Origin of the sequence: Kordiimonas lipolytica (assembly GCF_042651265.1) — a bacterium.
GTDB lineage: Bacteria > Pseudomonadota > Alphaproteobacteria > Sphingomonadales > Kordiimonadaceae > Kordiimonas > Kordiimonas lipolytica.
Window position 1 is genome coordinate 394,463 of the sequence record NZ_JBHSCR010000003.1, and the last position, 19,902, is coordinate 414,364.

14 protein-coding genes are annotated in these 19,902 nt (G+C 56.9%); 7 read left to right on the plus strand and 7 right to left on the minus strand.

The features are described 5' to 3' along the window. The 6 genes from ACFO5Q_RS05970 (at window position 1) to ACFO5Q_RS05995 (ending at window position 8,106) form a co-directional block, all read left to right on the plus strand. A complete protein-coding gene (locus tag ACFO5Q_RS05970) occupies window positions 1-420 on the plus strand; it encodes a cytidine deaminase (RefSeq protein ID WP_068152889.1) in 420 nt (139 codons plus the stop codon). 6 nt (window positions 421-426) lie between these two features. Then, window positions 427-1,764 carry a thymidine phosphorylase gene (gene deoA / locus ACFO5Q_RS05975; protein WP_068152894.1) on the plus strand — a complete coding sequence of 446 codons (1,338 nt, stop codon included), beginning with the start codon at window positions 427-429 and terminating at the stop codon, window positions 1,762-1,764. 4 nt (window positions 1,765-1,768) lie between these two features. Beyond that, the gene (locus ACFO5Q_RS05980; protein ID WP_068152899.1) at window positions 1,769-2,986 is read left to right on the plus strand and encodes a phosphopentomutase; all 1,218 of its coding nucleotides are present in this window, start codon (window positions 1,769-1,771) and stop codon (window positions 2,984-2,986) included. 25 nt (window positions 2,987-3,011) lie between these two features. Then, window positions 3,012-3,797 (plus strand): S1/P1 nuclease, encoded by a 786-nt coding sequence (locus ACFO5Q_RS05985; RefSeq protein WP_197421328.1) that lies wholly within the window; start codon window positions 3,012-3,014, stop codon window positions 3,795-3,797. A 405-nt stretch (window positions 3,798-4,202) separates the two neighbouring features. Continuing rightward, window positions 4,203-7,346 (plus strand): TonB-dependent receptor, encoded by a 3,144-nt coding sequence (locus ACFO5Q_RS05990; RefSeq protein ID WP_082720104.1) that lies wholly within the window; start codon window positions 4,203-4,205, stop codon window positions 7,344-7,346. A gap of 130 nt (window positions 7,347-7,476) precedes the next feature. Continuing rightward, the gene (locus ACFO5Q_RS05995; protein WP_068152908.1) at window positions 7,477-8,106 is read left to right on the plus strand and encodes a TetR family transcriptional regulator C-terminal domain-containing protein; all 630 of its coding nucleotides are present in this window, start codon (window positions 7,477-7,479) and stop codon (window positions 8,104-8,106) included. Between the two features lie 47 nt (window positions 8,107-8,153). Here the strand turns inward: ACFO5Q_RS05995 and ACFO5Q_RS06000 are convergent, their stop codons facing one another. Together ACFO5Q_RS06000 and ACFO5Q_RS06005 are read right to left on the minus strand one after the other, a co-directional pair. Then, the gene (locus ACFO5Q_RS06000) at window positions 8,154-9,794 is read right to left on the minus strand and encodes a sulfatase-like hydrolase/transferase (RefSeq protein ID WP_068152911.1); all 1,641 of its coding nucleotides are present in this window, start codon (window positions 9,792-9,794) and stop codon (window positions 8,154-8,156) included. A gap of 96 nt (window positions 9,795-9,890) precedes the next feature. Further along, window positions 9,891-11,174, minus strand: a complete 1,284-nt coding sequence (locus tag ACFO5Q_RS06005) for a spinster family MFS transporter (RefSeq protein ID WP_068152916.1) — start codon at window positions 11,172-11,174, stop codon at window positions 9,891-9,893. Between the two features lie 135 nt (window positions 11,175-11,309). Here ACFO5Q_RS06005 and ACFO5Q_RS06010 point away from each other — a divergent pair, with 135 nt between their 5' ends. Further along, complete coding sequence (locus ACFO5Q_RS06010; RefSeq protein WP_082720105.1) at window positions 11,310-12,056, plus strand: hypothetical protein; 747 nt, start codon at window positions 11,310-11,312, stop codon at window positions 12,054-12,056. A 27-nt stretch (window positions 12,057-12,083) separates the two neighbouring features. On the opposite strand, the gene arsH is transcribed toward ACFO5Q_RS06010, so the two are convergent. From arsH to ACFO5Q_RS06035, 5 genes are all read right to left on the minus strand, one after another. Continuing rightward, on the minus strand, window positions 12,084-12,800 hold the full coding sequence (arsH, locus tag ACFO5Q_RS06015; RefSeq protein WP_068152919.1) for an arsenical resistance protein ArsH: 717 nt from the start codon (window positions 12,798-12,800) through the stop codon (window positions 12,084-12,086). A 104-nt stretch (window positions 12,801-12,904) separates the two neighbouring features. Beyond that, window positions 12,905-16,228, minus strand: a complete 3,324-nt coding sequence (locus tag ACFO5Q_RS06020; RefSeq protein WP_068152925.1) for a S41 family peptidase — start codon at window positions 16,226-16,228, stop codon at window positions 12,905-12,907. Window positions 16,229-16,379: 151 nt separating this feature from the next. Beyond that, window positions 16,380-17,555: a dipeptidase gene (locus tag ACFO5Q_RS06025; protein WP_082720106.1), complete on the minus strand. Its 1,176-nt coding sequence runs from the start codon at window positions 17,553-17,555 to the stop codon at window positions 16,380-16,382. A gap of 134 nt (window positions 17,556-17,689) precedes the next feature. Beyond that, window positions 17,690-19,531, minus strand: coding sequence for a ferrous iron transporter B (gene feoB / locus ACFO5Q_RS06030; protein WP_068152933.1), 1,842 nt, complete (start codon window positions 19,529-19,531; stop codon window positions 17,690-17,692). Further along, window positions 19,528-19,827, minus strand: a complete 300-nt coding sequence (locus ACFO5Q_RS06035) for a FeoA family protein (RefSeq protein WP_197421332.1) — start codon at window positions 19,825-19,827, stop codon at window positions 19,528-19,530. Before ACFO5Q_RS06035 ends, feoB begins: the two co-directional genes overlap by 4 nt. Window positions 19,828-19,902 lie beyond the last annotated feature (75 nt).

The following is a 19,902-nucleotide window of genomic DNA, read 5'->3' on the forward strand; positions in this document are numbered from 1 at the left end:
ATGGCGACAGACCTGAAAGTGCTGATTGACGCTGCCATGCGCGCGCGAGACGCGGCCTATGCGCCTTATTCCAACCATCCGGTGGGTGCTGCGGTGCTGACGGCTGACGGCCATGTATTCGCTGGCGCGAATGTCGAGAACGCGGCCTATCCGCTGGGCATTTGCGCCGAAGCGGGCGCGATTGCAGCCATGGTGCTGGCGGGTGAGCGCGAGATTGCTCATGTGGTTGTTGTGGGTCCGGGCGAAGTGGCTTGCACGCCCTGCGGTGGCTGCCGCCAGAAGATACGAGAGTTCGCCGGCCCATCCGGCAAGCCCATCACGATTTGCGATAAGGACGGTAACATCCTTATAGAGACAACAAGCGCCGAGCTATTGCCCCACGCGTTCGGTCCCGAAAATATTGACGAGGCCAAAGGGTAGACGGTCATGAGTGTTTTCATTCCCCAGGAAGTTATTCGCCAGAAGCGCGATGGTGGAACAATATCCAGCGCGGACATTGAAAAGTTCGTTGCGGGCATCACTGACGGCAGTGTCACTGACGCGCAGGTGTCTGCCTTCGCGATGGCTGTGTTCTTCAACGGTATGAGCCCGGAAGAGGGCGCGGCACTGACATTGGCAATGCGCGACAGCGGCGACGTGATGGACTGGCAAAGCTTTGGCTTTGACGCCGATGCGCCCATTGTGGATAAGCATTCCACCGGCGGTGTGGGCGACAAGGTCAGCCTGATGCTGGCGCCTATTGTGGCGGCTTGTGGCGGCTTTGTGCCGATGATCTCCGGCCGCGGCCTTGGCCACACGGGCGGCACGCTGGACAAGCTGGAAAGCATCCCCGGCTATAACCCGTATCCGGACAACGAGTTGTTCGCGGGCATCGTGCGCGATGTTGGCTGTTCCATCATCGGGCAGACCGGCAATCTGGCTCCGGCGGACAAGCGCTTTTATGGCATCCGCGATGTGACTGCGACGGTTGAAAGCGTGCCGCTGATTACCGCCTCGATCCTGTCGAAGAAACTGTCGGCGGGGCTGAACGCGCTGGTGATGGACGTGAAATGCGGTAACGGTGCCTTCATGGATTCCATGGAAAAGGCCGAAGAGCTAGCGGGCAGTATCGTGCGCGTGGCATCGGCGGCAGGTACGCCCACGACTGCGCTTCTGACGGACATGAATCAGGTGTTGGGAACAACAGCCGGGAATGCGGTTGAAGTGTTCGAGACCATCGAATTCCTGAAGAACCCGGGTCAGGCAGACGCCCGGTTGAAGGAAATCACGCTGGCGCTGGCGGCGCACATGCTGGCCCTGTCGGGCGCCCAGCCGGACCTCAAGACCGCCCGCAAGAAAGCCGAGGTCGCGCTGACAGACGGTGAAGCAGCAGAGATATTCGCCCAGATGGTTATCGCGCAGGGCGGCCCGGTAGACTTTATCGAGCGCGCTGCTGACCATATGCCGTTAGCAAGTGTGGTGAAACCGGTCACGCTCGGGCAGGCAGGCTATGTTTGCGGCATGGATACGCGTGCCATCGGCATGGCCGTTGTAGCGCTTGGGGGCGGGCGCACCAACCCGGCTCATGACGTGGACCACAGCGTGGGCCTCACGGGCATCTGCCAGCTTGGGGACCGGCTGGAAGCAGACCAGCCAGCAGCGGTGGTGTATGCTCAAAGCGATGATGCGGCGGACGCCGCAATCCAGGCAGTGCGCGCCGCCGTATCACTGAGTGACACGGCACCTGAAACGGCCCCGATTGTCGCGAAAATAATTGGAGGGTAAGACCATGGCTCGAGCCTTCATTCTGGTTCTGGACAGTTTTGGCATCGGCGCCGCCCCTGACGCGGACCGGTGGGGCGAGGCGGATGCCGACACGCTCGGGCATATCGCTGACTGGTGCGCGGCAGGAAACGTGGCGCCGGAGCGCCCGACCGCCGGGCCGATAAAGCTGCCCACAATGACCAAACTGGGCCTCGGCAAGGCTGCGGAGCTGGCGACCGGGCGCGAGCCCAAAGGCATGGAATATGCGGGTGAGATCACCGGCATGTATGCGGCCTGCGCCGAAGAAAGCTTTGGCAAGGACACGCCTTCGGGCCACTGGGAAATGGCGGGTGTGCCGGTGAAGTTCGACTGGGGCTATTTCCCACCTGAATTCCCAAGCTTCCCAGACGAGTTGATCGCCAATCTGGTGGAACGCTGTGGCCTGCCTGGCGTGCTGGGCAACAAGGCGGCATCTGGCACGGTGATTTTGGATGAGCTCGGGGGCGAGCATATGGCGAGCGGCAAGCCGATCGTTTACACCTCAGCCGACAGTGTGCTTCAGATTGCGGCGCATGAGGAAACCTTCGGCCTTGAGCGCCTTTATGAAGTGTGTGAAGTCGCGCGGGAGCTCGTGGATGAGTATAACATCGGCCGGGTAATCGCCCGCCCATTCGTGGGTAAGGACGGCAAGTTTGAGCGCACGGGCAACAGGAAAGACCTGGCAACTCCGCCGCCAAAGCCGACGCTTCTGGAAAAACTGGAAGAGGCCGGGCGCGAAGTGATTTCCGTTGGCAAGATTGCCGACATCTTTGCCCACAAGGGGCTGACGCAGAAGGTAAAGGCTAACGGCCTTGACGCACTTTTCAAAGCGTCACTTGAAAAGCTTGAAAACGCGCCTGACGGGTCGCTGACCTTCGTAAATTTTGTGGATTTCGACCAGAGCTTCGGGCACCGCCGCAATGTTGCGGGATATGCGAATGCGCTTGAGTATTTCGACAGGCGCCTGCCTGAGTTCCTGAAAGGTATGCGCGAGGGCGACATGGTGGTGCTGACGGCCGACCATGGCTGCGACCCGACCTGGCCGGGCACGGACCACACGCGCGAACATGTGCCCTTTGTGGCCTATGGCCCAAGCTTGAAACCGGGCAGCGCGGGCGTTCGTAAAAGTTTCGCAGACATCGGCCAGACTGTGGCCTCACATCTTGGGATCGCGCCGCTGGATGCAGGCACCAGCGCGATCTGATCAACACGCTCTAAGGGGGAGTATGATGGTACGAGTTCTAGTGGCGCTTTTCGCGCTTGTTGTGATGATGGGGCAGGCAGCCCAGGCATACGGCCCGACCGGCCACCGTGTGATTGCCGAACTGGCGTCCCGGCACTTGAGCCCGGAGGCGGCAGCGGCTGTTAAGGAGCTGCTGGGTGACGAGTTCATGGCGGAAGCTGCCAACTGGCCGGATGAGATGCGCTCTAACCCGGACGAGTTTTGGCGCCGTACGGCTTCACCCTTTCATTATATCAACCTGCCGGACGGCGAGACCTATGAGGAAAGCGTGAAGAACCCGGCGGGTGATGCGGTCACCGCGCTGGCGGCCTTCACAGCGACTGTCAAAGACAAAGACGCCCCGCTGGCTGAGCGCCAGAAAGCTCTGCGCTTCATCATTCATATTGTGGGGGATTTGCACCAGCCGCTGCATGCAGGCCGTGCGGAAGACTGGGGTGGTAACCGGATTGACGTGGTCTGGTTCGAGGAAATGAGCAACCTGCACAAGGTATGGGATGAGGACCTGATCAACTACAAGCTTCTTTCATTCTCAGAATGGGTGCGGTTCCTTGAGCCGAAGATCAAGCCCGACGATATAGCCACGTGGCAAGACAGCGAACCGCTTGACTGGGTGCGTGAACTGATCGCCATGCGTGGCGAGGTCTATAATGTGGGTAGCGGCATCCTGAGCTATGACTATGTCTATAAGTATACGCCGGTGATCAAGCAGCAGCTTTCAAAGGGCGGGATTCGCCTGGCGGGATACCTGAACCAGATGTTCGCCAGCGAATAAGCTAAACGAATCGGATAATCGGATCGATTGGAAAGGAGGCAATTTTGCCTCCTTTCTTTGTTCTAGGTGCCGGGGCCTGCATTTTTTGTCACAAGGAAAATCAAGGGTTTTTCGAACCACCTGTGCCTTTTGAACCACGCTTTGAAATTTAAAAAAGTTAATGCCTTTTTAAGCTTTCGGCGATTCTTGACACTTTCGTCAAAAAACTGAAATGAACGTCCCATAAAAGGTCCCGTGACGCACGGTTTGCGCGGCTTTGTGACTGGTGTTGACCTTTTGGTCAGGATTAAGTTTACTGTCGCGCAGTTTTGTGTGGGAACTTTTAAACAGCGAAATAGTTGTTCAGGCATTCGCCTCAAAGGGGCCTCTCGGCAGGGAGTGCGGATGCAAAATGGAGCTTAGGGAATGAAACGCCAAATGAGAGCTGCTCTTTGTAGCAGCGTCGCACTTGCCGCGATGGCAGCAAGTGTACCTGTTATTGCACAGGAAATTACGTCTTCGATCCGTGGTTCGGTGGTTGATACATCCGGTAACGCCCAGTCTGGTGTTGAGGTTGTTGTAATCCACGTACCTACCGGTTCGCGCTCGACTTTTTCTACCAACGCATCCGGCGCCTTCGTGGCACGCGGTCTGCGTCCAGGTGGTCCTTACACTGTGGCTACTATCGTGAACGGCAACGAGACCGTTCAATATGAAGGCCTGATCCTGAATGTGAGTGAGCCTCTGCCACTGACGCTTTATGTTGCTGGTGCAGGCGCTGGCGTCGAAGAAATCGAAGTAACGGCTGCCCGCATTCAGGCAATGCGTGCAGGTGGTGCGTCCTCCTACGGTTCAGAGCGTATTGCTGAGCTGCCGTCCATTGGCCGCGACATTAAAGACACCATCCGTCAGAACCCGTTTGTTGATATCGGCACTGGTTCCGGTGCTGCGATCTCCATCGGTGGCGGCAACAACCGTTTCAACAGCCTGACTGTTGACGGTGTTCGCCAGGACGACGATTTCGGCCTGAACGGCAACGGTTACCCAACCCAGCGTTCGCCAATCTCCCTCGACACTGTTGAGCAGGTTGGTGTATCTCCAGCGCCTTTCAACGTAGAATTCGGTAAGTTCACCGGCGGTCAGATCAACGTCGTGACCAAGTCCGGTACCAACGAATTCCATGGCACCGCTTTCTACCAGTACCGCAACGACAGCACGGCTGGCGACAAGTCTGTAACCCTTGAAGGTGAAGACTTTGACGTAGATCTGGGTGATTTCACCAACAAATTCTACGGCGCGACCCTTGGCGGCCCGATCATCAAGGACAAGCTGTTCTTCTTCGCAGCTTACGAGAAGTTCGAAGGCTCCACACCTAATACAATTGGTGCTGAAGGTTCCGGTTTCGCTTCTGAAGTACAGGGTGTAACCCAAGCCGATGTTGAGCGTATCGACCAGATCGCAAGCAGCGTTTACGGCATCGACAACCAGTTCAGCGACACTGGCGGTATTCCAGAGACTGACGAGAAGATCTTCCTCAAGCTCGACTGGAACATCAACGATAACCACCGTGCGTTCGCTTCCTACCAGAAGACTGACGGCAACAGCCTGAGCCAGACCGACCACGGCGGCAACCGCTTCTCCTACAAGTCTCACTGGTATAACCGCTCTGAAAAGCTTGAGGCTTATAACTTCCAGCTCTTCTCCGACTGGACCGACAACTTCTCCACAGAAGTTAAAATCAGCCGCAAGCGGAACGAAACTGGCCAGGTTGGCCTTGCGCTTGACCAAGGCATCGGTGAGATCCAGATCAACACTGAAGGCGGTGGCCGCGTGTACCTGGGTATCGATGACAGCCGTCACTCAAACGCCCTGAACAACACTACGTGGCAGGGCAAGTTCAAAGCTGAGTTGCTGGCTGGCGACCACACTATGACCTTCGGTTACGAGCTGGACAGCGTTGACGTGTTCAACCTGTTTATCCAGGAAACTCGCGGCGAGTGGCGCTTTGGTTCGATCGATGAGTTCGAAGCCGGCACGCCTGACTTCCTGATCTACCAGAACGCAATCACCAACAATCCGGATGATGGCGCAGCTGAGTTCAACCTGACGACGCACACCATGTATCTGCAGGACCGTTGGGACGTGAACGACAAGCTGACGCTGACCTATGGCCTGCGTGCAGACGTTTACTCGCAGCAAAAATCGCCAAACGAGAACCCGAACTTCATCGCACGTCACGGTTTCTCAAACGCGACTTCGCTGAACCACAAAACCCTGATCCAGCCACGTCTGAGCTTCACTTATGACATCGACGACAAGACCCTTGTTCGTGGTGGTGTAGGTCGCTTCGGTGGTGGTGACCCACTTGTTTGGGTTTCCAACTCCTACTCGCTGGACGGCGTGACGATCGACTCTGAGTTCGTAACTGACCCGGACATCATTAACGGCCTGGACTTCCGTTCCATTCCACAGGTGATCCAGGATGCGCTTGAGCCAGGTAACGGTAACACGTCTGTTATCGACCCTGACTACAAGATTCCATCGATCTGGAAGATGAACCTTGCTGTTGAGCGCTACTTTGACCTGGGTGCCCTGGGCGAAGACTGGCACTTCACGGCTGAAGCCATCTGGTCCCGCAACAAGAACCCTGTAGACTGGAAAGAACTGCGACGTTCCGTAGCTCTCACTGCCGCGGATGGTTCACCAATCTACGACCAACCAGGCGGGTTTGACCTGATGCTGACCAACAACACTGGTGGCGGTTCGAACGTGTATGCTGTTTCCTTCGACAAGTCCTGGGATAACGGTTTCAGCGTTTGGGGTTCTTACACCTACACTGATGCGTTCATTGCAAACGAAGGCACGAGCTCCACGGCTCAGTCCAACTTTAACTTCGCGGCTCACCTTGACCGGAACAACCGTGCAGTTGGCACGTCTCCGTTCGAGCGCCCACACCAGATCAAGCTTGGCGCAACCATGCGTAAAGACTTCTGGGAAGACAACTTCACAACTGTGAGCCTGTTCTATACTGGCCGCTCCGGCCGTCCATACAGCATCACCCTGGATGAATTCATGCAGTTCGGCGGTGATCGCAATATCGACAGCGGTGATGGTCACCTGGTTTACGTTCCGCTTGAAACCGAAACAGCGGTTCTTGGCACTGCCGGTGCTGATACTGCGAAAGTGGTATTTGCGAACTCTGACGTTCAGGCAGACTTCAACAACCTCGTGAACAACTTCGGTCTGAAGCGTGGCCAGTCTGTTGATCTGCAAGGCGAACGTGCTCCATGGACCAACGACCTTGACCTGCGTATCTCCCAGGAAGTTCCTGTGGGTCGCTACGGTAAGATCGAACTGTGGATGGATATGCAGAACGTGCTGAACTTCATCAACAACGGTTGGGGTGAAGTATACGAATCAAACTTCGCACAACAGGCAATGGTTGATGCACTGGTTAACCAGTCCACTGGCCAGTTCCTGTACACCAATGTTGAAGACGCACCGTTCCTGACGTTCCGTGACGTAGACTCTGTCTGGACCGTTCAGTTCGGCGTTAAGTACAAGTTCTAAGGGCGATTGCTCTCAAATTTTACGCCCGGGGGGCCTCTCCCCGGGCGTTTGTTTTTTAAACCTTTTTACCCATAGACCTTTTTTCATCGCTGTGGTTTAAACGGGAGCGCCGAAGGGGGACTCTGTTAAAATGACGAAAAAAGAAGAAAACGGCCACAAATCGGGCATCCGCAGAGAAAATGTTGCCAAAATTCTGGTAGCTGCCGAAACGGTTTTTGCGGAGAAGGGCTTCAAGGGCGCAAGCGTCGGGCTGATTGCTGAGCGCGCGGGCGTGCCAAAGCCGAACGTCTATTATTATTTCGGTGCCAAGGAAGACCTCTACAAGCGGGTAATCGAAGGAGTTTGTTCGATCTGGCTGCATGCCGCCGACACCTTCGACGAGACGGAAGACCCGGCAGAGGCCATCCGCACCTATGTGTCCTCCAAGATGGATCTGGCCCGCAACAGGCCGCACGGCTCGCGCCTGTGGGCGATTGAAATGGCGTCTGGCGCACCATTCCTGCAGGACTATCTGGTCGGCACGGTGAAGCCGTGGCTTGAAAGTCGGGAGGCCGTGCTGGAACGCTGGATCGCGGAAGGCAAGTTGGCGCCTGTGAAAGCGCGCTACCTTTTCTATATGATCTGGGCGACGACCCAGCACTATGCGGATTTCGAGGCGCAGATCAATGTGATGAATGAAGGTGAGCCATTAAGCGATAGCCAGTTCAAGGACGCCAAGGAAACCGTGACATCCCTTGTTCTGAAAAGCATCGGCCTTTGACGGCAGACGCGTCCAGCATGACCAATAAAGGCGGCCATTCAGCCGCCTTATTTATTTTCATTCAACAATCTGATGAGCCGGAGCCCGGCGCGCCTTATCTGGTCATCGCTTGGCTGCCTGCTGCCCGGTGATGGGGCTGGTGCCAGAAGGCCGTCCTGAAGCCGGAAATCCACACGGCCATCTTCGTCGATAACCGCGAAGCTTTTGGGGAACTCATAGTCGCAGCCTGTCAGGACTTCCAACTGGTTCGGGAAGGCCCTCAGGGGTGCAGCCCCCAGTTCCGCCCGGACAAACGGCAGGATGTCCCGGTGGCTTCTGATCCAGCCGGTCGGCATCGTGGCGCCGAGAACCAAAAGCGGTACCTTCGTCTGCGCGTCATTGAGGGTGCTACCGTGGCCGACTGTATCATTTTCGAAAACTTCTTCGCCGTGGTCGGAAGTGATGATCACCAGCGTATCACGGAGCAAGCCGCTGGCCGCAAGGCCCTGAACCATTCGGGCGATGCGCTGATCCGTTTTGCGGATCATTTCGCGGTAGACCTCTGTGGTGATATTCTTGTTTTCGTCATAGGAGAAATGCGGCCCACTGAAATAGGCCAGATGGGCCCATGGGATGCTGGTATCACCCTGAAGCCGCGCGACCGTTGAACGTGACACAAAATCGTCCCGCGCGGCATTGGTTCCTTCCGGCGCGATATCCCGCGCGGTGCCGGGCAGATAGGTGGCTGCCAGGTCATACCAGTCCAGTGACTGCGCCTCAGCCGAGCTTAACCTGTATCCGGCACCAGAAAGGGCGGCAAAGATGCCCTGGGCCTTGCCGCTGTGCCTTGCTTGCCTGAATGTGGTGGCCAGATCGCCTGAGAACAGCGTGTGCATGCCAAAGTGGGTGCAGTTGGCGACGCTGCTGTGGTCAAGGGACAGATAGCCCTTCTGCCCTAGTTGTAGCAGGTTGGGCGCGACTGTTGGATCAGCCTTCATGTCCATGGCGCGCATGCTGTCGATGACGATCAGCAACAGGTTTCTAGGGCTGGTTACTTCCCAGGTGTCACTGACTGCTCTGGGCCTTGCTGTCCCGTCGTAGGCTTGGGCGAATGGGTTCGGTGGACGGGGGCCGAAAATAGGTGTGAATATTTTCTCAGCGTAATAGTGGTGCAGGCCGGTGAAAAAGACGAGATGCCGTTGGCTGTTCAGGAGCCCAGCATCACGCTGATACAGCAGGAAGCCATATAGTCCCTGAGAGAGGGCAAGGGCGACAAATGTGACGGTCCACACCACACGGACTGACAACTGTACATGCCAGCGCATGAGCCGGGCGGTGAGATACGCAAGTCCTGCCACAAACGCCAGCAGATAGAATAGTGTGTTCGACAGGCCAATCTGTTCCTTCGCCTGCGGCTGGAAGGCAAGCGACAGGACAAACCGGTTCAGGTGCAGGCTGGTGAAGTGATGGACCACGATCTCAATCGCAAGGACGGATACGCAGGCTGTGAAAAACAGATGGGCCACCAGTGGGCGCACGCGCGCCAGATAATGCCGTATCAGCAGGAAGATGCCAAACAGGAAGAGGCCGTGTGCCATGGGTACGAGGACTGCAGCCTTGAAGGACATTGCCGGCCATAGCGATATGGCCAGCAAAAGAAATATTGTCACCGCCTCAAAGCGATTTGCTGCCAGCTTTGCCTCGTGCAATTTGTTCCCCACCTAGCGAATGATCGTCGGCTTAGCCTTCATCGCATTCCGGGTTGACCTATAGCCTTTGCACAGATTCAGCAAGCCGATGCCTGATTAGTCTTTGGCAAGGTCCTCTGGCAGTTTACGTCCGCCAGCCCAAAACAGATACCCTTTCACGATGGCGATACAGGTGCCGACCGTCAAGGCAGTTCTAAGGCCATCTGCCCCCGTTCGCGCAGCTTCGAAGTCACTGATGGCGCCCACAAGCACAGGCCCGAGACCCATACCGATCAGGTTCAGCACAAGGAACAACACTGCCGAGGAAAGCGCGCGCATGCTTGGCGGCACCAACCGGTGCGTTACGGCAATGGAAGGCGCTAGGTACAGGGTGGAAAGAATAACCACGATAAAATAGGTGCCCAGCATCAGCTCTTTGCTGCTTGTATGGTAGGTAACCAGCGCGAGAGGGATGGCTGTGACAGCCGTAAGACCTGGCAGCCAAAGGTACCAGCGGGCGTCCTTTTCGCCGAACCTGTCGGTCAGCGCGCCGCCAAGGAATGTCCCGATCATGCCGCCGATGCCGGTCACCAGCCCCAGTGTCAGGCCGATTTCGCTGGGGGAAATGCCGTGATAGCGGACCATGAAGCTGGGCATGAAATTACTGGTGCCATAGCTGACGAACGCTGACATGGCGCAGCCGAAAGCAATGAATGGGAAGGATTTCAGCCGGAACAGGATTTTGAAGGTCTCAGCGAGTGAATACCGTGTGTCGCTACCAGGCTTGTCATGCAGCCCGCGCGGGGGCTCCTGAACCGTCATGCGCAGAATGATGGCCAGCAGAACACCCGGGATACCCACAATCATAAACGTGGTCCGCCAGTCATAGGCTTCCTGCAGATAGCCACCAGACGTGTATCCAAGGAAAATACCAAGATAGAGCCCCGCAGAATAAACGGCCAGCGCTGTGGACCGGCGCTTGGCAGTGAACATGTCAGAAATCATTGAGTGTGCTGGCGGGCTCCCACCGGCTTCACCCACGCCCACACCCATGCGGGCCAGCAAGAGCTGAGTGAAGTTCTGCGCCATGCCGGAAAGGGCGGTCATGCCGCTCCAGACCGCCAGCGCAATGGAAATGATATTCCTGCGGTTCATGCGGTCTGCCAGACGGGCGATCGGCAGGCCAAGAACGGTATAGAAGATGGCAAAGGAAAAGCCGGACAAAAGGCCCAGTTGGGTATCTGACAGCCCAAGGTCTTTCTTGATGGCTTCCTGCAGGATCACCAGGATCTGCCGGTCAATAAAGTTGAACGCATATACTATTGTCAGAACAATAAGCGCATAGGTACGGGCTTTGTTCGACAGGCCGCTGACCGGCGGCGTCTCTACAGTCTCTTTCATACATCTCCCCTCGCTGCCCGGTTGACATGGCTGGCAGCTTGCGCCTTCCCAAACGCATACAGAACAAGCTAGGCTGCTTTTGCTGTCCGGCAAGGGCGGAACGTTACGGAAATCTTGAGGAAGGGCGGTCAATATATGAAAACCGTTATTCTGCAGTCGCATGCCGAGGAAGCGCTTCGGCCGTGGGTGCGCCGCTGCCTTGCGTCGGTCAAGGATTGGGCCACGCAGATTGGGGCGGATTACCGGTTTATGCACGATGAATTGTTTGACCATATCCCGGCCTGGATTAGGGAAAAGGTCGCCCCCCAGATTGTGATCGCAACGGACCTGGCGCGCCTGCGCCTGATGCAGAATGCCCTGCAGGAAGGGTATGACCGCGCCGTCTGGCTGGATGCTGATGTAATTGTGTTTGCCCCTGGGCAGTTACCGTTGCCGGATGGCCCTCACGCTGTGGGGCGTGAGGTGTGGGTGCAGGGCTCGCATGGTGATCTCAAGGCGTATAGGAAGGTCCATAATGCCTTCCTGATGACCTCGCGGGAGGACAGTTTCCTGCCGTTCTATGCGGACGCCGCTGAAAGCATGCTCGCGCGCGCCAAGCCGCCGCTTGTGCCCCAGTTTATCGGGCCGAAGTTCCTGACCGCCCTTCACAATATGACGGGGCTTTTTGTCGAGGAACGTATTGGAATGCTCAGCCCGCTTGCGCTCCGGGATGCCCTTGAAGGCGGGGGCAAGGCACTTGAAATGACGCTCGCAGGCCACAAGCATCCGCCCGCTGCCTTTAACCTGTCAGCCAGCTATTGCGCCCGGGAAGCGGACGGCGTGTGCAACACGGTAGCAGACTATGAAACGGTGATAGAACGGCTTTTGAACTCTTCTGCTTAAGGCCGGGTATCAGCGTCCTTTCCGTTTCTACATGGCGCGCTGGTCTATGCGTTTGCGGAATTCTTCGGCGCTTTCCTTCCGCTCGGAATAGCGGTCGACCATATAGTCTTTGTTGGCACGCAGCAGCAGCGTAAATTTTACCAGCTCTTCCATCACATCAACAATCCGGTCGTAGAAGGACGATGGCTTCATACGGTCGTCGTCACCGAATTCCAGCCAGGCTTTTGGCACCGATGACTGGTTTGGAATGGTAATCATGCGCATCCAGCGGCCAATAACCCGCATCTGGTTGACGGCATTGAAGGACTGAGACCCGCCGCACACCTGCATGATCGCCAGCGTCTTGCCCTGGGTTGGCCGCACGCCCTGAAGCGCGAGCGGAATCCAGTCGATCTGGGCTTTCATGATGCCGGTCATCGACCCGTGCCGTTCAGGGCTGCACCAGACCATACCTTCAGACCATGTCGCCAGGTCCCTGAGCTCCTGCACCTTCGGGTGGGTGTCTTCCGCGCCATCCGGCAGCGGCAGGCCCGAAGGGTCGAAGATTTTGGTTTCGGCGCTGAAGGCCTCAAGGATGCGGGCGGCCTCCTCTGTGGCGAGACGGCTGAAGGACCGCTCCCTCAAGGAGCCATAGAGCAACAGGATGCGGGGCTTTCTGTCCGGTTTGTCGAACTGAGTCAGTTTTTCTTCATTGATCGGACGCCAGCACTCTGGATCGATGTTAGGCATGTCTTTGGTGGTCATGGATGGAAAATTCCTTCAGGTCTGTGCGGTGATGATGCCTCTAGCACAAATAAAATGGCGCCGAAAGGGCGCCATTTCCGAAGCTTTAAATTGACCGGGCAGGCTTATTCCTGCTCGCCCTCCAGCAGCACTTCAACGGCTTTTTCAAGCTGCTTGTCGAGGCCCTTGGCCACCTCTTCAGGCATGTTCTTCACCCGGTGATCCGGCTCAAGCTGCTGGTTTTCCAGATAGTTGCCGTCCATGTCGCGCTGGCCCACCTGCGGGATGCCGAACACGATATCGCCCGAATGCAGCACTTCCCACCACACGGCGGTCATGGTGCCCGGCACCGGCATACCGACAGTTTCGCCGATATCCAGCGCCTTGTAGGTGTATGGGAAGGCATGGGCATCAGAATAGTTGCCTTCGCCCATCACCACGATGGATGGCTTGTACCACTGGTCAAGAGGGTCGCCTTCAAATTCGCGGCCGCGCACTTCCATCTTCAGATATTGTTCGCCCGACAGAAGCTTGGCCAGGTCATTGTGCAGCCAGCCGCCGCCGTTCCAGCGGGTATCGACCACAACACTGTCCTTGTCGAAGTTGCGACCCATCAGGTCGGAATAGACCTCACGGTAGCTGGAGTCATTCATGCCGCGCACGTGCACATAGCCCACCTTGCCGTCAGACAGGCTTTCCACCAGCGCACGGCTACGTTTCACCCAGCGTTCGTACATCAGCTGGTTCTCAGCTCCACCGCTGATCGGCTTGATGACTTCATCAAAGCGGGTGCCGTCAGCCTTCTCGAATGTCACACGCGTGCGCTCTCCGGCCTTGTGATTCAGAAGCGCATAGAGGTTCACGCTCTCGCCAAGGTCGGTGCCGTCCACTGCCACCAGCTTCATGCCGGCTTCGACATCGCTTTTGGCTTTATCGAACGGGCCCTTTTCCAGCACTTCCTCAACCACTAGCGCGCCCGAAGGGGCGGAAAGGTCGAACAACAGGCCAAGAGAGGCAGTGGCGTCGCCGCCTCGGCCGCCGATATAGTAGGCACCGGTGTGGGAGGCGTTCAGCTCACCCAGCATTTCTTCCATCATGCGGGCGAAGTCGCGGTTGTTACCCACATTTTCAAGTTTGGTACCATATTCAAGCTTCATGTCGGCCCAGTCCACGCCGTGCATGTCAGCGGTGTAGAATTTATCCTTCACCTGACGCCAGATATGTTCGAAGAAATAGTCGCGCTCGGCTTTGCCGTTCAGTTCCATGCTGGCAGAAAGGCTGACGCCCTTCCGGTTTGCGCCGCCACCGTTCAGCTCGAACTTGGAGATCTGGCCGCCCGCCAGCACGAACAGCGCCTTCTCGTCTTTCGACAGTTCAATGGTGGCGTTGTCGGCGTTCAGTTTTGAGAGAAGCTTGGTCTCGTTTTCGCGCAGGTCCTGCATCCACAGGTCATAGCCGCCTTCAAACTGGGACAGGTAGTAAAGCTTGTCCGCGTCCTTGGTCAGCACTGCGTCTGCGAGATTCGAAGAATGCACGGTCAGGCGCACTGTGCGGTCCTGCATGCCGTCCCATTCAATCTCAACCGGCTTGGTATCGTCTTTCTTTTCGTCCTTTTTATCGGCTTCCTTGGCGTCGGCTTTTTCGCCCTCAGCCTTTTCGCCTTCTTCGCCGTCAGTCTCGTTGGCAGCCTCTTTGGCTTTTTTCTCTTCTTCCTCTTTCTTCTTCTTGGCGTCTTCTTCCAGCTCTTTCATCAGCTGGTATTCTTCCTTCGACATACGGAAGCGGTCATAGGCGTCCTGATTGAGGAAACTTGCCATCACGTCAAATTCACGGCCCCAGCTGCCGTGGTCGCGCTGGCCGTAGCGGCTGGAGAACCAGAGTACAGCCTCGCCGCCGGCGTGCCACTTGGGCCCGCCATCCTGATAGCCCGAGAGGCTGATGTCCACAGGGGCGGCAGAACCATCAGCTGGCACAATCGCCACATTGGTGATGAAGATGCGCTTGCGGGCAATGAAATCGATCGTCAGCCACTTGCTGTCAGGTGACCAGTCAAAGGTGATATCGCCGTCCGCATAGCTATAGTTATGCTCTGGCCCAAGCACCTTGACCGCCTCGCCAGATTCGATATCCAGCACCTTCAGGCTGTCGCGGCCAGACAGGAAGGCCACCTTCTTGCCGTCCGGCGAATATTTCGGCTGGAAGGCTTCGTTGTCTGCGTCGAACAGGACTTTTTCGTCGATCAGCGTGCTGGCGAAGAAATATTTTTCGTCCGCGTTACGGAGCTTGGCTTCCACAAGCGTCCATTTACCGTCGCGTTCCGCCGCATACACTAGGCGGTCGCCATCCGGGTGGAAGTCGACGCTGCGTTCCTGGGTTGGCGTATCGGTGATGCGTTTGGTTGTCTTGAATTCAGTCGAAGTCACGAACACTTCGCCGCGCGCGACGAAGGCGATTTCCTTGCCGTTCGGCGATACTGTGAATTCACTGACATTGCTTGAAACCGGGATGGTCTTGGCGTCTACACCGTGGCCGTCCACATTAATGTTGATATCGAGCGCCTTTGGCTTGCCCTTTTCACCAGTGGTATAAACCGTGCCGTGATGCAGGAAGGCAAGCGTCCCGTCCTTGGCGCGTGTCAGCTCGCGTACCGGGTGTTTGGTGAACTTGGTGATCTGGTTCTGCTCAAGGCTTCCCAGGTCCAGCTTCCAGACATTGAACGTGTCGTCTGCTTCGTCCGACGTATAGAAGATGGTGTCACCCTTGCCCCAGACAGGGTTATGGTCGCCGCCCACATGGTTGGTCAGCTGTTTGTGAGTGCCTGCCTCGCTGTCATACAGCCAGATATCGCGGGCAAAAGCGCTGTTGTCATGCTTCCTGAGGTCACTTTCGAGCGCCTTTTCCTCGCGGTACAATAGCTTGCTGCCGTCCTTGTTCCACTGGGCTTCAAAGGCGGGGGTTGTCAGTTCCATTTTTGGCGTGCCGCCGGATGTGGAAACGCTATAGAGCTCAGACAAGGCACCACGCGGGAAGCCGCTGCTGGCGGCGCTGTCTGTGCGGGTGGAGCTAAAGGTCACGGCCTTGCCGTCCGGTGTGAAGTCGTGCGGGATGTCGTCGGCGCTGTGGTGCGTCAGCCGTGTGGCTTCGCCGCCTTCGGCAGGCATCACATAAATATCCAGGTTGCCGTTCCTGTCGCTTGCGAAGGCGATCTGTTTACCGTCTTTTGACCAGACGGGGTGGCCGTCCCAAGCCGCGTTAACCGTCAGCGGAACGGCGGTGCCACCCTTCGATGATACGCTGTAGATATCGCCCTTGTAGGCGACCAGAACGGTCTTGCCGTCCGGCGAGATGGCGGCGTCGGTGAACCAGTCACCATTTGGTGCTGCGGTGGCTGAAAGGCTGGTGCCAGCAAGAAGGCCCAGCACAAGTGCTGTCGTGTGTTTTTTGATCATGTGTTTCCCCCTTATGAAACGCAGTTGTTTTATGGGGCAAAACTGTAGCGAAAAAAGCGCGCGCGTCCAGTGTCAGATGTAACTAATGCCACAGGAAACGCACAAAAAAGCCGCCCAAAGTTGAGCGGCTTTCCTGTGATATGTCTTTGGTTTAGTTGGCAGCAGCGTAGGCTTCAACTTCCCGCCATACGCGCAGGATGTTGCCGCTCAGGATCTTCTTGATGTCAGCTTCCGAATAGCCGCGTTTCAGAAGGCCCTCAATCAGGTTCGGGTAACTTGCCACGTCCTTGAGGCCGGTTGGCAGGCTGTCTCCCACACCGTCATAGTCAGACCCGATGCCCACAGCGTCCACGCCGGCGATCCCGACTACATGGTCGATATGGTCGAGCACATCGTCAAGGCTTGCATATGGGTATGGGTTTTCTGACCGGTACTGTTCGGTGAATTGGTCCTTGAGGTCTGTCGAGTCTTCAAGCTCTTCGTCTGCCAGATACTCAAGATAGGCTTCGTCGCGACCAACATTATAGCCGTTGGCTTCTTCGGTCAGGAAGGCAGAGCCATAGTTGATCATGATCACGCCGCCCTTGTCGCCGAGCGCTTTGATCATTTCATCTGACATATTGCGCTCAAACCCTGGCGTGAAGTGGCGCGCAGAGCTGTGGCTGGCGATCGGAGGCACAGCGGCAATTTCCATCACGTCATAGAAGGCTTCATCGGAAACGTGGCTGACGTCCACCATGATACCCAGCTCGTTCATGCGCTTCACGGCCTCTTTGCCGAAATCGGAAAGGCCGTTCCACTTGCGCTCGGTGTCATAGGACGAATCTGAGATATGGTTGGCTTTCGAATGCGCGAGCGTCACATAGCGGATGCCGCGAGCATAGAAATAATCAAGGTTCGCGAGATCGCCAGAGATTGGCGAGCCGTTTTCCATGCCAAGCGGCAGGGCGATCACGCCGTCTTTCATGGCCTTTTCAACATCGGCAACCGTTCTGGCGATGCGGAATTTGGTAGGCGCGGTTGCCACCATGCGCTCGACAATGCCGATCATTTCTTCTGCGTGCTCTTTGGCGCGCGGTGTGCCGTCATAGCTTGCCGGCGTATAGATGGACATGAAAGGCACATTAAGGCCGCCCTTCACGGCGCGAGGATAGTCAAAATCGCCGCTCTGTGTGGCTTTCGAGACGTCTTCCCAGCCTGTGTCAAGGCGGTAAGGCACATCAATATGCGTATCGACGATCAGCGTTTCCTGCGCGATGCGGTTCGCGTCTGCGCTAAAATCTTTTTGGTTTTCTGCGCTTTCGGAACAGGCGGCAATGGCCAGCATGGATGCGGCTGCAAATAAGGCTCTCACGTGTTAGCTCCCCACTATTACGTCTTTTTGAAAATGACTTGCTAACGTGGCTACCTCAGATTCATGGCGACGGCAAGGCCGCCATGTGAAATTGATCAGATCAGGCGTCAGCCAATGAGCGCACTGGCCACCTGAAAGGTAATGAAGGACGCGATGTAAGCCAGGCCGAACAGGTAAGCCAGCATGAAAAGCGGCCATTTCCAGCCACCGGTTTCACGCCGGGCTACGGCAATGGTGGATACGCATTGCGGGGCGAAAATGAACCAGGCCAGGAAGGAAAAGGCGGTCGGCAGGCTCCAGTTCGCGGCGATGGCGGCACGGACACCGGCCTCTACCATTTCTTCGCTGCCGCCGATGGAATAGACGGTACCAAGTGCAGAGATCGCGACTTCGCGGGCGGCCATGCCGGGCACGAGTGCTGCCGAGATTTCCCAGTTGAAGCCGATGGGTGCAAAGATCACTTCAAGCCAGCCGCCGATAATGCCAACAAGGCTATAGGAAATGGGGGATGCAGCGCCTTCCGGTGCTGCCGGGAAGCTTGCCAGGAACCACAGGATGATCGTGACGCTGAGGATCATGGTACCCGCACGGCGCAGGAACAGGCGCGCGCGCTCATAAAGGCCGGTTAGCACATAAGGCAGCCGCGGGGTCTGATACTTCGGCAGTTCCAGCATGAAAGTGTGGGTCTTGCCTTTGGCGACCGTACGCTTCAATACTGCGGCAACAACCAGTGCTGCCACAATGCCTGCCAGATAGAGCGAGAACATGACCACGCCTTGCAGGCCAATCCAGTCACCGAACAGGGTCGTGTTCGGAATGACAGCCCCGATCAGGACGGTATAGACAGGAATGCGCGCAGAACAGGTCATCAATGGTGCGATCAGGATGGTGGTCAGCCTGTCTTTCGGGTCAGCGATCGTCCGCGCCGCCATGATGCCGGGGATCGCGCAGGCAAAGCTGGAAAGAAGCGGAATGAAGGCCCGGCCATTGAGGCCGACAGCCGCCATAAGCCGGTCCATCAGGAAAGCTGCCCGCGCCATATAGCCGGTGCTTTCAAGCACCAGGATGAAGGCAAACAGCACCAGGATTTGCGGCAGGAACACGATAACGGCCCCGACGCCTGCGAGAATGCCATCAGAAAGGAAACTCAAAAGCCAGCCTTCCGGCAACAGGTTGTGCACGCCCGCCTGAAGATAGGCGATGCCGTCCTCAATCCAGGTCATTGGCGCTTCGGCCCAGGAAAAGACCGCCTGGAACATCAGGAACAGGATAGCCAGAAGGATAAACGGCCCGGCAACAGGGTGCAGCAGCACGTTATCCAGAAGGCGCGTGGTCTTGTGGCCGATGCCTTCGCTAAGCGTCACGTCCTTGGCGATCTTGCGCGCGGCGCGCTGATAGTCGCGCACCGTGGAACCGAAATAAAGCGTGCTCAGCGTGCCCATCTGCAGGGCCTCAATGGCTTTGTCTTTAAGTTCTTCAAGCCCCTTCTTGCGCACAGCCACAGTTTCCACAACGGGAACACCAAGTTTGTGGGACAGGGCGCCCGCGTCGATGTTGATGCGTTCGCGCGCAGCCAAGTCTGTCATGTTCAAGGCAATGACCATGGGCACGCCAAGGGCGCGAAGCTCAATCACGAACCTGAGATGCTGGGCCAGGTTGGTGGCGTCCACCACGCACAGGATGGCATCCGGGCGCCTTTCGGCCTTGAACTTGCCCAGGAGCACGTCTGTGGTGACGGCTTCGTCCGGGCTTCGGGGTGTCATGGAATAAGTGCCAGGCAGGTCTACAAGCTCAATATGGTCATTACCCAGAAGGGGGCCTGTCCGCCGCTCAACGGTTGCGCCAGGATAGTTGGCAACCTTCTGCCTCAGTCCCGTAAGGGCATTGAAAAGGGCGGATTTACCACAGTTTGGGTTGCCGACAACTGCGACAAGCGATGGGGCACTCATACAAGCTGGACCTTGATAATATTGGCTTCACGGCGGCGCAGGGCAACGGTCATGCGGCCGATGCGGACGGCGATTGGATCACGCCCGAAAAGGCTTTGGTGCAGTACCTCAACCTCCAGGTCTTCCGCAAATCCCATCTCGCGCAGGCGGTCGGTCATATCGGGGCTGACATCAGGAATACCACTGGCATCAAAGGCAATTACATGCCCGAACATGCCGGGTTTCATGGTTCCAAGCGCCACGAGCGCTTTCTCTGCGCCGGTCGCTTCGCCATCTAGTTGCTGTTCCTGATTCATGGACCGCACGCACCTTGAAGACATTAAAATGAGAATGGTTCTTAATATTGGGTGGCTCTTAGCACGGAAGTCAAG

Bases quoted from the DNA above. Each gene is read 5' to 3' on its own strand.
- deoA (WP_068152894.1), top strand. From the start codon at position 427: ATGAGTGTTTTCATTCCCCAGGAAGTTATTCGCCAGAAGCGCGATGGT.
- ACFO5Q_RS06020 (WP_068152925.1), bottom strand. From the start codon at position 16,228: ATGATCAAAAAACACACGACAGCACTTGTGCTGGGCCTTCTTGCTGGC.
- ACFO5Q_RS05980 (WP_068152899.1), top strand. From the start codon at position 1,769: ATGGCTCGAGCCTTCATTCTGGTTCTGGACAGTTTTGGCATCGGCGCC.
- ACFO5Q_RS06005 (WP_068152916.1), bottom strand. From the start codon at position 11,174: ATGAAAGAGACTGTAGAGACGCCGCCGGTCAGCGGCCTGTCGAACAAA.
- feoB (WP_068152933.1), bottom strand. From the start codon at position 19,531: ATGAGTGCCCCATCGCTTGTCGCAGTTGTCGGCAACCCAAACTGTGGT.
- arsH (WP_068152919.1), bottom strand. From the start codon at position 12,800: ATGACCACCAAAGACATGCCTAACATCGATCCAGAGTGCTGGCGTCCG.
- ACFO5Q_RS05995 (WP_068152908.1), top strand. From the start codon at position 7,477: ATGACGAAAAAAGAAGAAAACGGCCACAAATCGGGCATCCGCAGAGAA.
- ACFO5Q_RS06010 (WP_082720105.1), top strand. From the start codon at position 11,310: ATGAAAACCGTTATTCTGCAGTCGCATGCCGAGGAAGCGCTTCGGCCG.
- ACFO5Q_RS06025 (WP_082720106.1), bottom strand. From the start codon at position 17,555: ATGCTGGCCATTGCCGCCTGTTCCGAAAGCGCAGAAAACCAAAAAGAT.
- ACFO5Q_RS06035 (WP_197421332.1), bottom strand. From the start codon at position 19,827: ATGAATCAGGAACAGCAACTAGATGGCGAAGCGACCGGCGCAGAGAAA.
- ACFO5Q_RS05985 (WP_197421328.1), top strand. From the start codon at position 3,012: ATGGTACGAGTTCTAGTGGCGCTTTTCGCGCTTGTTGTGATGATGGGG.
- ACFO5Q_RS05990 (WP_082720104.1), top strand. From the start codon at position 4,203: ATGAAACGCCAAATGAGAGCTGCTCTTTGTAGCAGCGTCGCACTTGCC.
- ACFO5Q_RS05970 (WP_068152889.1), top strand. From the start codon at position 1: ATGGCGACAGACCTGAAAGTGCTGATTGACGCTGCCATGCGCGCGCGA.